Source organism: Yoonia maritima, from assembly GCF_002933395.1.
GTDB lineage: Bacteria > Pseudomonadota > Alphaproteobacteria > Rhodobacterales > Rhodobacteraceae > Yoonia > Yoonia maritima_A.
Map to the genome: position 1 here is coordinate 390484 of NZ_PKFN01000009.1, position 13823 is coordinate 404306.

General features: G+C 56.0%; 13 protein-coding genes and 1 pseudogene. 6 read left to right on the plus strand and 8 right to left on the minus strand.

The features are described from left to right. The first annotated feature begins 133 nt into the window (after positions 1-133). On the plus strand, positions 134-574 hold the full coding sequence (locus CYQ09_RS13080; protein ID WP_106745832.1) for a phage regulatory CII family protein: 441 nt from the start codon (positions 134-136) through the stop codon (positions 572-574). Between the two features lie 5 nt (positions 575-579). Then, on the plus strand, positions 580-1287 hold the full coding sequence (gene arsH, locus CYQ09_RS13085; RefSeq protein ID WP_106745833.1) for an arsenical resistance protein ArsH: 708 nt from the start codon (positions 580-582) through the stop codon (positions 1285-1287). Positions 1288-1376: 89 nt separating this feature from the next. On the opposite strand, the gene CYQ09_RS13090 is transcribed toward arsH, so the two are convergent. Continuing rightward, a complete protein-coding gene (locus tag CYQ09_RS13090; RefSeq protein WP_106745898.1) occupies positions 1377-2495 on the minus strand; it encodes a beta-ketoacyl-ACP synthase III in 1119 nt (372 codons plus the stop codon). Positions 2496-2679: 184 nt separating this feature from the next. Here CYQ09_RS13090 and CYQ09_RS13095 point away from each other — a divergent pair, with 184 nt between their 5' ends. From CYQ09_RS13095 to CYQ09_RS13105, 3 genes and pseudogenes are all read left to right on the plus strand, one after another. Next, positions 2680-3099: a BrnA antitoxin family protein gene (locus tag CYQ09_RS13095; protein WP_204353947.1), complete on the plus strand. Its 420-nt coding sequence runs from the start codon at positions 2680-2682 to the stop codon at positions 3097-3099. A 296-nt stretch (positions 3100-3395) separates the two neighbouring features. After that, entirely contained in the window at positions 3396-3983 is a 588-nt protein-coding gene (locus CYQ09_RS13100; protein ID WP_106745834.1) for an ankyrin repeat domain-containing protein, read from the plus strand. Between the two features lie 200 nt (positions 3984-4183). Then, a pseudogene (locus CYQ09_RS13105) lies at positions 4184-4588 on the plus strand (tyrosine-type recombinase/integrase); the annotation flags it as partial. Between the two features lie 208 nt (positions 4589-4796). Here CYQ09_RS13105 and CYQ09_RS13110 read toward each other — a convergent pair. Beyond that, complete coding sequence (locus CYQ09_RS13110) at positions 4797-5516, minus strand: helix-turn-helix transcriptional regulator (protein ID WP_106745901.1); 720 nt, start codon at positions 5514-5516, stop codon at positions 4797-4799. Positions 5517-5678: 162 nt separating this feature from the next. Between CYQ09_RS13110 and CYQ09_RS13115 the strand changes: the two genes are divergently transcribed. Next, entirely contained in the window at positions 5679-6608 is a 930-nt protein-coding gene (locus CYQ09_RS13115; protein ID WP_106745835.1) for an alpha/beta fold hydrolase, read from the plus strand. A 525-nt stretch (positions 6609-7133) separates the two neighbouring features. Here CYQ09_RS13115 and CYQ09_RS13120 read toward each other — a convergent pair. From CYQ09_RS13120 to CYQ09_RS13145, 6 genes are read right to left on the minus strand one after another with little or no spacing between them, the layout of a single operon-like run. Further along, the gene (locus CYQ09_RS13120) at positions 7134-8057 is read right to left on the minus strand and encodes a LacI family DNA-binding transcriptional regulator (protein ID WP_106745836.1); all 924 of its coding nucleotides are present in this window, start codon (positions 8055-8057) and stop codon (positions 7134-7136) included. Positions 8058-8112: 55 nt separating this feature from the next. After that, positions 8113-8754: a dual specificity protein phosphatase family protein gene (locus tag CYQ09_RS13125; protein WP_106745837.1), complete on the minus strand. Its 642-nt coding sequence runs from the start codon at positions 8752-8754 to the stop codon at positions 8113-8115. Then, positions 8751-9545 carry an inositol monophosphatase family protein gene (locus CYQ09_RS13130; RefSeq protein ID WP_106745838.1) on the minus strand — a complete coding sequence of 265 codons (795 nt, stop codon included), beginning with the start codon at positions 9543-9545 and terminating at the stop codon, positions 8751-8753. Before CYQ09_RS13130 ends, CYQ09_RS13125 begins: the two co-directional genes overlap by 4 nt. A gap of 56 nt (positions 9546-9601) precedes the next feature. Then, positions 9602-10687, minus strand: coding sequence for an ABC transporter substrate-binding protein (locus tag CYQ09_RS13135; protein WP_106745839.1), 1086 nt, complete (start codon positions 10685-10687; stop codon positions 9602-9604). Positions 10688-10711: 24 nt separating this feature from the next. Next, entirely contained in the window at positions 10712-11779 is a 1068-nt protein-coding gene (locus tag CYQ09_RS13140; RefSeq protein WP_106745840.1) for an ABC transporter ATP-binding protein, read from the minus strand. Next, positions 11780-13585 carry an ABC transporter permease gene (locus tag CYQ09_RS13145; protein ID WP_106745841.1) on the minus strand — a complete coding sequence of 602 codons (1806 nt, stop codon included), beginning with the start codon at positions 13583-13585 and terminating at the stop codon, positions 11780-11782. Between the last annotated feature and the right edge of the window lie 238 nt (positions 13586-13823).

Genomic DNA, 13823 nt, shown 5'->3' on the forward strand with positions numbered 1-13823 from the left:
CGGCATCAAAACTGGTTAAATAATCCCCGAACACGGGACAATTTATCAATGACATAGAGGCGGTTACCAATTAATGGGAATGGAATGGTAATTTTCCCCCTACGCGCAGGGGCGCACGAGATGGAGTACGGGTATGAGCAATTATCTCAAACGGCATACAGAGGCGTTGGTAAAAGACGTTGGTATCGAAAGTGCCTGTGAGTTGACCGGGAAATCGAAGGCGACATTAGGACGCTATTATTCAGATAACCCAGAACATGCAGATCGTTACATGCCGGTTGATGCGGTTGCGCAACTCGAGGCAGCTGCCTCTTACCCTCATGTTACTTCCGCGCTGGCCGAGATGCGCGGGATCACCCTGTCATATGATGCCGAACGTTCGAACAGCGAAGGCGGCGTGAACAACGATGTTATCAAGCTTAGCCAACGCTTTGCTCAGTTGATGGCAGAGTATAATATTTCCATCGAGGATGGCATTATCACGGTGAACGAAGCAAAGCGTCTGTTGCGCGAAACGACTGCGCTGCAAAAAGTCTTGATCGATATGAAATTGCATCTCGAGGAAAACAACTAGTTGCTATGAATACGACGGATTTGCCTAATATCGTTTCGGGCGCGCTGAAGCCATTGGACTTTCCTTCGCTTGCTTCGGATGCTGACGATGCTCATCCACCACGTATCCTATTGCTTTATGGATCATTGCGCGACGTTAGCTATTCGCGACGCTGCGCAGAAGAAGGCGCACGTGTACTTAACGCGTTAGGTTGTGAAACACGCTTTTTCGATCCTTCGGGTTTACCGTTGCACGGGGATGCAGGGGAAAACCATCCCAAGGTCGTTGAGTTGCGTGATTTGGTCATGTGGTGCGAAGGAATGGTTTGGTCCAGTCCAGAACTTCATGGTGCAATGTCCGGGGTCATGAAGACAATGATTGACTGGATACCGCTGTCAGCAATCGGTGGTGTACGCCCCACACAAGGCAAAACATTGGCGTTGATGCAGGTATCTGGTGGATCTCAGTCGTTTAACGCGGTGAATCAAATGCGCATCCTTGGTCGTTGGATGCGGCTGATCACCATTCCAAATCAGTCTTCTGTCCCTATGGCGTGGAAAAAGTTCGAAGATGGGCGGATGAAGCCATCATCGCTTTATAATCGCATCGTTGATGTGATGGAGGAGCTTGCGCGGTTCACCGTCATGACGCGCGGCCGGTCTGCAATGCTAACCGACCGATACTCTGAGCGGGTTGAGACGCTGGAAGACGTGCACAAACGAGTCAGCTCTTAGACGAGCGGAACAAACGGTACGCCGCATGCTGCAAGGCTGCAAACTGCGGCGATAATCATTAGTTTTTTCATGTTGTGTTCTTCCTTAGGTTAGCCGCGTTCAACCACGACGGAACCCACGGAATACCCTGCGCCGAACGAACAGATCAAGCCTTTGTCGCCTGGCACAAAATCGTCAGAGTGTTTGGTGAAGGCAATGATTGACCCCGCAGATGACGTATTTGCATAGTCTTGCAAGACATTTGGCTGTTCATGTGGTTCGGGTGGGCGGCCGAGCACCTTTTTGCCGATGTAGTCGTTCATCGACTTGTTTGCTTGGTGCAGCCATAGCCGGCGCAGGTCTGATGCTTCGATGCCAGTGTCGGACAGGTGGTCGGCGATGTGCTGGCTGACAAGCGGTAGCACTTCTTTGAAAACCTTGCGGCCGTTTTGCATGAATTGCATATCGCGACGGTCATCCATGGCGTCATGGGTGCGGCGCAGAAAGCCGTTATTGTTGCGGATGTTATTGCTGAACTGCGTCGCGCAACGGGTCGAAAGCACCTTAAAATGCGGGCGATCAAGGCCTTCGTCGCGTTCAAGGTATGTGGCGGTTGCCACGTCGCCAAAGATGAAATGACAATCGCGATCCCGCCATTCGATATGGGCGCTACATATTTCGGGATTTACGACAATTGCGGAACGGATAGAGCCTGCACGGATCATGTCGGCGGCGGTTTGGATGCCGAAGGTCGCGCTGGAGCAGGCGACGTTCATGTCAAAAGCAAAACCACCAGCGCCCAGCAGCTGTTGGATTTCGACCCCAACGGCTGGATAGGCCCGTTCCATGTTGGAGGCGGCGCAGATCACAAGATCAACATCAGCGGCGGTACGGCCTGCGGCCGAGATCGCTTTTTGCGCGGCATCTACGCCGATTTCGGCCATGTAGCCGGGTTCTTCGTCTGACCGCTGGGCGAGGCGTGGGAACATGCGTGCGGGGTCAAGAGGCCCTTCTTTATCAAGCACATAGCGGTTTTCGATGCCGGATGCCGCCACGATAAAGTCGGATGAGGAGTGGGGCTTTGCCTTAACGGTGTCTGCTTCAATCGCGGCGGCGTTTTCGGCGTTCCACAGATCGGCGTAGGCGTTAAATGCTTCGACCAATTCGTCGTTTGTGATGACCTGAGAGGGCGTGAAAAGCCCGGTCCCGGTGATGGCGACTTTATGCATGACAACCCCCATTTTGCGTTGTGCCACCTTATTGTGCAGCGCTAACATTTGTCCACAGCGGTGGGTTTGTGACCTAGGGGAACATCGGCTGCATTGCGTGCAGACCGCGTACACACAGCGTGCGCACGGTCATGCAGCGGCGTTTTTACCTTTGGCGGTCAGTGTGACGGCAAAGGAGACCACGATGATCGACCCCAAGAAGATGACCAAGACACAGCGGATCAATTGGAACTATGCGGTTGATGCGCAGGCGATGATCGAATGGGATTTGCATACGTTTGTCGCCAAAGAAAAGATGCTGCCGCCACGCTGGGGTGAAATCTGGAAAGACGACGACAGGCGCGACCCAAAACGTCAACGGGTGACGATGCGGCTGGATGCAGATGTGGTGAAATTTTTTAAGGCGATGGGGGAAGGGTATCAGCCCCGGATCAACCGGGTGCTGCGGATGTTCATGCACTACCGATTGGCCGGGATCATAGATGGGCCTGACACGACCGACTATGTACTGCGCCCCGAGACGTTATTGTCTGGGAATCCACCACGGCCCAAGTGGGGTGATTTTGAACGGCTTCAGGATGAGATTGCTTTGGATCGTGATTGATTAACTGACCTAACGACCTGTGGAGCGTTGAACATCTTTGGCCCGATATGCAGAACTTTACATATCCTATTAACAGGCCGCGTCACGCAATAATGGCTAAAACGCAAAGTAAATCTGGTCCAGACCGGAAATTGGCATTGTAGTAGGATAAGGTCCGCTATGCGGGACAAAGGGTGAATTCGCTGCAGTTGCGCCAATGTCGGTTTTCTGGGAGCCTCAACAAACGGTTCTTTTGAGAGCGCCTTACGTTAATGCGGGAACAACTGGGAATTGGCTGACAAAGAAAGGTCAGAACTTTGTTTAAAGATGAGGACCTACCCAAATTCGAAGTTGTTTGGGAAGCTTTCGGAGCTGCCGATATTTCGGCGCTCGAAAAAATAGCCGCCACAAGCGAATTGCCGCATGGGGTTGATCCGTGGTCAGAAAGGTATTGGCTAAGCCATGCAATAGCTTCCGGAAAACCAAAGTCTGTAGAGTGGGTTCTTAGCAAAGGCGTTGATGTTCACTATGTTGATGGAGGGTTTTCTGCATTGATGGACGCCCTACAACTCGAGAAGGATTATCAAACTATCCATAAGGTCGATCCAGCGGAAGCTGCGGCGATCACGCTTAATACAATCGACCAACTCGTTGCTGCTGGCGTGGACATTAATCAGCGACTTAACCTAAACTACACAGCATTTCACTCTGCCATCGCGTGGTCGTCGATCACCGTCATACGTCACCTCCTAGACCTCAACGCCGACTCAAGTGTTTGCAATACCGATCATTGCACCAGTTATGGTAGCCCAGTGGATAAGGCAAAGCTCTTAAAACGCTGGGACGTTCATGAATTGCTGTGCGAAGCATTGGGTCTAGCACCATCTGGTAGACCTCTACGGTAATCTGCGTTCAGTAGCCAAGCGGTTGTCGAACGGTTTTGCTCCATCATTGCAGCCGTTAGCTGCATCGCAGAAATCCGGCAAAGAGGGCTCATAGCAGCCTTACGCATGGACAGAAATACCGCATTTAAGGCGCGTCTGAGAACGGCCATTCAACCCGATGCTATGTTCTGGTCGTCAGCGCTGTGCTGACGACTGGGCATGACCGCGTTCGTGAACGGGTTTCGGTGATCCAGAGCAAGACCAAGAAACCAGTTCAGTTCGAACTCACTGAAAACACACGTGATACTGTCATCGCTTTGGTAAAGTCACCTGAGATGATCGGGTGCCGCTTTATGTTCCCGAGCCGCTTCCATGACCGCCCGCACATCTCAACCCGGCAATATGGTCGGCTCGTTCGTGATTGGGTGACAGCGATCGGTCTGGAACCCAGTGGATATGGCACACACTCGCTACGCCGAACCAAAGCCGCGGAAATTTACCGCAAAACGGGCAACCTTCGCGCCGTGCAACTTCTGCTAGGCCATACGAAGATCGATAGCACCGTTAGCTATTTAGGCGTTGAACTGGAAGATGCGTTAAGCATCGCTGAACGAATCGACATCTGAACGAAGTTGGCGGACGGTCTTGCCGTTCGCCAATTTAGAACAGACGTAGGATCATGTTGCGGCGAAAACAAAGAGCGAGCCCAAATTTTTGCGATTCTGCATCGCGGCGAACGTTCGCTATCATATGTGGATTAGGATCTGATCGCATGAGCGACTTCAAAATTGAGTGTTGATATTCAGTTTCGGCGCTGTCCCAAAATCGGAAATATTAGCGTTGTGTGTTATCCAGTGGCCGAACGGTATCGTCGAAAACCACATGCCTTTTTCGAAACGCCTTACTTTCGATGCACTGCGGTTCACTAATCCGGTCCATGCGGAAGTGCCGGAAATCGTTACGGGCAGGGTCCCACGCAACGAGATACCAAAGCGGCGGAAGGATCAGCATCGCTTGTGGCTCAACCATTCGCATGCTGTTCACACCTTTCGCATCATGGTAATTGAACTGCAGATGCTGGCGCTGAAGAAAGGCTACCTCGAATTCGAGAAGCAAGGCGGGGTCCATTGTGCCAATGTTGGATCTGTCCACCTGCGGGGCTAATTCTCCGATATACAAACAGTCCAGAAAATCCCGTAAATCTCTAATTTTATCCGACGGAAGTGCTTTTTCGATCTTTGCTAGTCCGGCATCAGCGAAGCTCGAAAATGGAAGGTTTCCTGCCGCACGCATAGACGCGACACTGATCAAAAGCGCAAACACCTCGGTCACGGAAAGACGTGGAGCGGTCTGAACGGAACGCGGATCAAGTTGCAGCCCTCCGCCGCGACCGGGTTCGGAATGAATGACAAAACCCTGATCCCGCAGCGCATTAATATCGCGCAACAATGTGCTGCGCGATGCCCCGACCTGTTCGGTGAGCGTCGCAATGGTTGATGATCCATTGCGGCGTAGGCTGCGTATGATGGCTTCTTGGCGAAGGCGTACATTCATTTTGTTTGGATTAACGATCAAAGGTGTCAAATTTTGAGACCATTGCATCATAAGTCGCGAATGTCGACGCCATTTGGGCGTTCGTCACAAACCGAGTAACTTGCCGAGCATAAAGTTAGCACTGCTAGCTGATTGCCCGTGATAAACACAAAAGGCAGAAAAATGTTTAACTCCAACGACTTCCTCCAACCAACGATGATCTCGGCCAATGGTGTGGAACTAGAAGTCTTCGAAGCTGGAAAAGAAAATGCAGGAAACCCGATCGTGCTGTGTCACGGCTGGCCCGAGCATGCATTTTCATGGCGGCATCAAATGCCAGCGCTTGCAGCCGCTGGCTATCACGTCATTGTCCCCAATCAACGTGGGTATGGCCATTCCTCCCAGCCGACTGACGTATCCGCATATGATATCACATGTCTGACTGGTGATCTTGTCGCGTTGCTTGATCACTTTGGCTACGATGATGCCATATTCGTTGGTCATGACTGGGGCGCGAATGTTGTTTGGGGTATGACATTGCTGCACCCTAAGCGCGTGACCAAGGTCATCGCACTGGCGCTTCCTTATCAAGAGCGAGGCGAGACACCATGGGTCACATTGATCGAAAGTTTTATGGGGCCGGATAACTACATGGTGCATTTCAATCGCAAGCCCGGCGTGGCGGATGCGGTTCTGGATGCCAACCGTCGACAGTTTCTGCAAAACCTCTACCGCAAAAACGAACCTTTGCTGCCCCCAGAACCAGGGATGATGATGATCAATCTGGCCGAGGCCGAAACGGCAGCCGGTGAGCCACTTTTGAGCGATGAGGAGCTGTCTGTGCTCGACAAAGCATTCGAAGTCTCTGGCTTCACGGGCAGTATCAACTGGTATCGAAACCTAGATCGCAACTGGCATCTTTTGGCGGAGGTTGACCCTATTGTTTCACATCCTGCGCTGATGATTTATGGCGAACACGACTTGATACCACAATCGCCTAACCTGAGTGATTTTGTGCCAAACGTTGACGTTGTCAGCCTTGACGCAGGCCACTGGATTCAAGAAGAAAAACCAGAAGAGACGACCAAAGCAATCCTGGACTGGCTCGCGTAAACCGCTGCAAGGGCATCGCCCGGCCCCATTCGATCCTCAACCCCGAACGGCGGATCACACACGCAGCTATCACCGAGAACAAGCGCCTCGGCGCCGTTCTCGCCTATATCAAGGAGGAACAGGATAAACCTGCACCCCAGCCCAAGGTCAAACCAATCAGTGCAAAAAATGGATACAAGAAGACAGGCCGCCGTTCACCCGGAGCGCCGTCAAAAATGGAAGCCTACTATGAGCGCCGACGGGCTGAGCGGGCAGCCAAAGCAGCGACGGCAACCAAAAGCTGACGTTAACGGGACGCTGAGCAATGGCTGAGACGCGGACTTTTCTGCCGTTCGATTTCTCCTGCCTAAAGTTCGCTTTGTGTGGTTTGCGACCGCCGCGATAGACTCAGGGGACGTGGGTCAGTCGTCGTTGTCACTGCCATGGAATTTAAAAAGAGAGTAAGAGTACGGACATTCAGGACAACGCTCCAACACCTTAAGCGGGCCCGCTCGAATTTCGTACCGTCCGGACGGGCCGCCGCGTTCACCGGTGCGTCCCGCGCAGCTTCAACTCGGCGTGTAAAGTACAAATCCGTTCGGGTTCGTCAGTGGAAAGCAACTCAGCAAGGGTCGACGCGATGCCACTATAGGGCTGCGCAAAGGTTGATAGTCGATAAGCCTGCCAGGAGGCTTGGGGGATATCGTCAAATCCAAGCACCGCAACGTCCGCAGGCACTTGGCATCCAAGTTCTCGGGTCAAAGCATCCATCGCCCCACAGGCCAAAAGATCGTTGATGCAAAACAACCCGTCCGGCGCGTTGCGAGACAAGAACAAATCGCGTACCGCGGCTTGGCCGGTCTCATAGGTCGTGGATGCGCCGCGCCAGACATTGACCTTGATACGATGTTCAATCAGCGCGTTTTGCAAGAGCAATTCACGCTCGGCCAAGCTGTGTGAGCGTTCCGCGCGGGTCACGATGGCGATATTCTTGTGCCCGCCCTTGTGAAAAAGCTGGGCCGCTTGCTCCATGGCGCGGGCATAGTCGATCCGCAGGTGGTAGACGTCTGGCAAATCGTCGCCTCGGTTCACAAGGATCACCTTTTGCCCCGTGCCGATACAGCGCTCCACCAGTCGCGCAGGGGGTGAGCCCGACAGCACGATCGTAGCCGCTGCACGGTAGTTCATCGTCTGAATCAATGCCTGGTCGGCGTCATCCGCGGAGGCGCCGACATTGATCACGATTGCGATGCGCCCTGCTTTTTGCAGCGCGGTGGTGATGAGGTCCAGCAACACAGCGTGATAAGGTTTGCGCAAAGTGGAAACGAGAATACAAACAGGGCGGCTTTCTTCTTTGGACAAACCACGAGCCAGGTGGTTCACGTGGTAATTCAGCGCTTCCGCCGCCTTGATCACCCGCGCACGGGTTTCCGGCGCAACACTGGCCCCGTCGGTAAAAGTTCGGGACACAGCGGAGCGGGAAACGCCGGCAAGGGCCGCAACGTCAGAAGCTGTTGCCGGTCGATCAGCGGGCTTGGAGCGTGCGATGAGGCGGTCCTTTCAGGTGGCGAAGTATGGCTGCGCAGCGGGTGGCGGCGTCTATCAAAACTTGTTTTGGCGCGCTTGGCCACTCTTTTGGGTCCAGCTGGCGATGTGCGCGCACATGGGCGATGGCCGCGTCAAGCGTTGGATAACTCTCGGGGCGTTCCATATGCAGAAAGAGCGCGACCAAGATGACTGAGCGACTGCGCCCACCTCGACAATGCACCAACACATGTCCACGGGTCTTCCACGGGTAGCTGGGTTTTTCCGGCATCTCTTGTGTTAACAGGCCGCGCAGCAGGAAGTAACCCGCTATGAGAAAGTCGTCGGAGTTGCCTGCTCCGTCGATCATGCCGAGCTTGTAATAACGCACAGGGCCCCAACCAAATTCGAGGTTCTTCACGTCCGCAGCCGGGTCGGTCACCATGTTGATATCGAGATTGACCGCACAGTTCAAAACGACGCCAACGCCATGTTCGGCCAAAAGGTCGGGGCTGCTGGCGGCTTGACGGTTTCCGATGAACAAGTCCGCGCCATGAAAGCCCCCATCAATGCGATGAAGCGGCGCGCGGCCTGCTTCGGCCTCGGCAAAGACAAGTTTCATTGTGCCTGGATCGACGCTCATGTCGCGGCTCCTAGCGCGAGCGCTTCGTCTAAAAGCGCGGTGAGCGCAGGCGTGCAAGCGCGAACCGGGGCGGGATTGGCCAACCCGTCCAGACCACCAGCAAAGGGGCGCACATGGCCGCCTGCTTCTTCGATCATCAGCATCCCAGCAAGGCAATCCCAGCAGTTCATGTTTGCCTCTAGGTAGCCATCCGAGCGCCCCTCGGCCACCCAAGCCAGCGCCAGCGCGCCAGAGCCGCCACGACGGATATTCGCACCGCCCGTGATCACATGGCGCTGTGCGGCAAGGTACCCTTCGACAGGGTGGCGGCGCGACCAGCCCATTTCGATGCAGGCCGTGTCGGGGGATTCGGTACTGGTGACGCGGATCGGGGCGCCATCCTTTTCGGCCCCTTTGCCCTTTTGAGCGAACCAGAATTCACCGGTCATCGGCTGGATAATCGCACCCAGCACCGGCGCTCCGTCCAGCGCGAAGGCGATGCAAACGCAGAAATGCGGCACGCCGCGGGCAAAATTCGCGGTGCCGTCGATAGGATCGATGATCCACAGCTGGGGCGTGGGCGTGCCGCCGCCTTCTTCGCCAAGGATGTCGTCTTCGGGGAAGGCTTCGCTCAGTGCATCACGGATCAGCGTCTCGACCGCGATATCGGTTTCGGTCAGAAAATCCTGCGGGCCCTTCAGGTCAAAGGTGCCTGCGTTGCGTGATGCAAAGCCGTCTCGGGCCAGGTCAGCCGCTTTGATGGCCAAATGGCGCAGGAATTCAGCGCGGGCGGAAAGGTCTGGATCGGTCATTAACGTCTTTCAAAAAAGGAGGGCTCCGGGGCCAGCGCGCCCCAGAGCCGTTTGGTTTATTGGCCAGCGCGTGCGAGGGACCAAATGTCTTGCCAGTCCTGACGGGTTGCCCAGTCATCGGAGGAAGTGTCGGTGTTATACACCCAAAGCTGATCAAGGTAATTCATCACGCCGGAGGGCTCGCCCTCGGGCACACCGTGGCTGGTGTTGGTTGCCATTTTGCCGTCGAGAGCTTGCGGAGCCCAACCTTCTTCGGTCAGCAAGTAGTGCACGTAGAGCTTGGCGGCATTCGGGCTGTCGGTGTCTGCAGTGATCATCAGGAATTTCGGGGTCAGCAGGCCGATCATTGGCTCCATACCCGCGCATATCCCAAGCGTCATGCCCTCTTCGTTGTCGCGGAATTTGGCGGTGGACATAATGCCGACGAAGTTCTCTGTCGCATCGGGGCTGCCCACAGCCTTTGCCACATCGCTGTCAGAGGAGGTCAGCAAGGGTTGGTTCGCCGCGAGAGCGGTGACCCAAGCTTCGGTGGCGCTGTCGCCTTCGAAGGATTCGCCGAATTTGGCCTCATAGGCCGCAGCGATCTTGTCGTCGTGATGCATGGCCATCTGGTTGAACCAGTCGGTGTATGCCGGTTTGGCCAGCGGGTCAGGCATGGAAACGCGGCCGGTCCACGTCTCATCAGTCAGGTCCCAGATATTGCTGACAGGGCAGCTGTCATTCAGCGCAGTGTTGTAGCTCCAGACAACAGGTGAGTTGGAGACAACCAGCGGATCGCGGGAGCCTTCGGGGATGACGCCCATCATGTCGGAAGGCACATAGCTGACCGCATAGCCCGGCTCCAGCAACTGCGCGGTGGCAGCAGGTGTGTCAGAGACAGTGATCACGTCAGCCTGCACATTGCCGGCCTGCGCCTCGCCCACGACCATGCGGATGGTGGCAGGGGCTTTGGACTTGGTGCCGTTGATTTCAAGGCCGTATCTCTCGCCAAAGGCTCTGGCTTGCGCGCGGACCTTACCAGTGCTGTCGATTACGAGCAGCGGGGCTTCGGTTCTCGCCGCCTCTAGGAGCGTGGCTTCGTTGAACTCTTCAGCATGAAGAGCGGTGGTGCTGAGAAGAGCAGCAAGGATTATACGTTTCATGGAGGGTCTCCGGATTGGATCAGTTTAGGGTTGGGTCAAGGCTTCTAAGGGATGCGAAATGGGGTCGGACGCGTGGCGTTGACCGCCCGCGTCAAAGAGGTGGAGCTCGGTCGGCGGGGCGATGGTCACGGCCTGACCGGGGGCGATATCGGGGCGGCGATTGGTGGACATCAAAAGCGGTGCGCGATGTTCCGGCAGGTCCAACTCCACGATCCAAGAACCGCCTGTGGGCAGAACTGCGCGTACGCGGGCGGGCAGACCAACGTCAGCGAGCGTCACCGTTTCGGGACGCCATGCAACGGTCATATCGGTGCCCAGCTTGCGGGCCATAGCGCTGCCCGCTTCGAAGATGTTGATTTGCGGGTTCCCGATGAATTCCGCCACAAAGCGGTGGGCGGGGCGGTCATAAATGTCGTTCGCAGTGCCCATCTGTTGCAAACGGCCTTCGCTGACCACTGCGATATGGGTGGCCAGTGTCATTGCTTCCCATTGGTCATGGGTCACGAAAACGATGGTTGTGCCAAATTCGCGGTGCAACCGGGCCAACTCGGCGCGCATGTGCAGGCGCAAAGCAGCGTCAAGGTTTGACAGGGGTTCATCCAGCAACAGTACCTTGGGCGCCAAAGCCAACGTGCGGGCCAGCGCCACACGTTGTTGCTGCCCACCTGACAGTTGAGAAGGGTAGCGGCGCTCTAGCCCGCCGATCTGAAGCGTTTCGATCATTTCGGCCACACGGGCCTTGCGGGCCTGCGTGCTCATACGCTGCACCTTGAGGCCAAAAGCAATGTTGTCCTCGACAGTCATGTGCGGCCACAGCGCATAGGACTGAAACACCAGCCCAACGCCCCGTGTTTCGGGCGGGGTAAAGAGGCCTTGGCGCGGCCCGTCCACGACGGTTCCGTCGACTGCAATCTCCCCTTCGCTCGCGCGTTCAAGCCCTGCGATCATCCGCAACAGGGTGGATTTGCCGCACCCAGACGGCCCGAGAATACAGGTAAAGGACCCGTCCTCGACCGTGAAGCTCACGTCATCAACCGCGGGGGCATCGGCCCCAAAGCGCTTGGTGAGATGGGTGATGTCGATCTGGGGCATCTAGCTTTCCAATCCTTGGGCAAGACTTGCCCCTGTGATGCGGTTAATGAGCAGCGTGCCGCCAAGCGCGATGAGCGAGATCATCAGGACCACGACATTGGCCGCCTGCGTGTAGTCGTAATCCACCAACCGCAGCGAAAAGGTCGTCAGAACGTCGGTCGAAGGTACGGCAAGCATGATGAATAGGCTCACGCCCTTGATCCCGGAAATGAACGGCATCAGCACCCCCACGGCCAGCGCCCCTTTCTGAATCGGGAAGATGATGGAGCGCATCCGCTGGAACCAGCCCGCGCCGACCATCCGGGCGGCATCTTCGACATCGCTGCCCAGTTGGGTCATGGCCGAAATCCCGGCGCGGCTTGCAAACGGCATTTGGTCCGCGACCAGCGCCAAAAGCAAAATCCACGGTGTGCCATAGAGCGCCGGAATCGGCCCGCGTGGTTGTGCGAACAGCACGAGGAACGCAGCGGCAAAAGCGATGCCCGGTACAAGATAAGGGAAGAAGGTGATCTGCCGCAGTGCCATGGCCAGCCACCGCCATGGGCTGCGCACCACAATATAGCCAACCAACAGCCCCAACGTGCCCGCCGCAAGAGAGGCCAGCCCGACGATGCGCACGGAATTCCACGCCGCCTCCCAAAACACATCCGACAACAGGATCCCGTCGCGCAGGGCAATCGTCGGCAGGTCGCGTCCGACCCAATAGGCGAAGGTGAAATTCTCAGCGGTAAAACGGCCCGGCACATGCATGATCGTCGATAGCAGCAGCGTGCCAAGCGGCAGAACCACGCCCACCGCAAAGAGGGTCAGCGCCAGCGTGACTGCCGGGATCTGCGCCCGGCCCAGCCGGCTACGCCGGGCCATTGCGCCTTTGCCGCCGATGATTGCGTAGCGGCGGCTTTCGCGCATCATCCAAGTGTCGATCGACAAGGTGATGACCCCGATGGCCATGACCACAGCTGCGAACACCGCCGCCATGCCGTTCTGCTGCGTGCCAATAGCGCGGTAGAGCGATGTGGCCAGCGTTTCGAACTGCACGGGCAGGCCCAGCACATAAGGAACGGAAAACTCACCAATCGCGTCCGCGAACATCAAAAGCGAGGCCGATAGCACCGCCGGGCGCATGAGAGGCACGACGATCCTGCGCGAGATCAACCCGCTACGCGCGCCCAACATCCGGGCGGCTTCTTCGAGCTGACTGTCAAGCTTACGCAGGGCGTTGCCAACCAGAAGGATCACGAATGGAATGTTGTTTATCGTCATGATCACGATGGTCGGCACCGCGCCATAGGCTAGCCAATCGGGCGGCTGAAGGCCAAAACCCTGCACAAACCCAGGCTGTCCGCCCACAGTGCTGTTCTTGAACAGCGTTGTCCACGCCAGAGCAAAGGTCCATGCGGGCAACATGAACGGAATGATCAACCCAATGGAAAGCCAGGCCCGCCCCATCAAATCCGTGCGCACCAAAAGCCACGCGACACCCGTGCCGATCACCAGTGCCAGCACTGTGGAAACTGACGCAATGGTGAGCGTGTTCATCAACGGACGATAAAAGATGATCTGTGACATACGCGAGGAGAAGGCGCGGGTCAGGTAATAGTCGGTAAAAGCGCCGGTTCCGGTCTGAGTGCGCGCTTCATCGCCGGGCTGGGTGGTCAGCATATCGGCAAAGACCATGAACAGTGGCGCAACAATCAGCCATCCGAAAAAGGCCAGCAAGACCAGCCCGACCACACGCGTCGGATCGCTTCGCAAAGACGCACCCGACGACCGCAATCGCGCCATAGGCAAGCTCGGCGCGCTCATGTGGGGGCGTCCATGGCAAGACGGGCGGGCATTATCACACTCCTGTGCGTTTCACTGCTTCGCTTTCTAGGGTGATTCCATGAAAAATTGGTGACAATTGCACATATGTGCAGAATTTAAATATTTGTAATATATATAAAAAAACTTCCAAATAAAATTTGTGTGCACGTAAGCACATGAAACCTCAACGAAAAGCCAGACCGGAGGCTAGCGACCCCGAAAAGCTGACACAAAACTG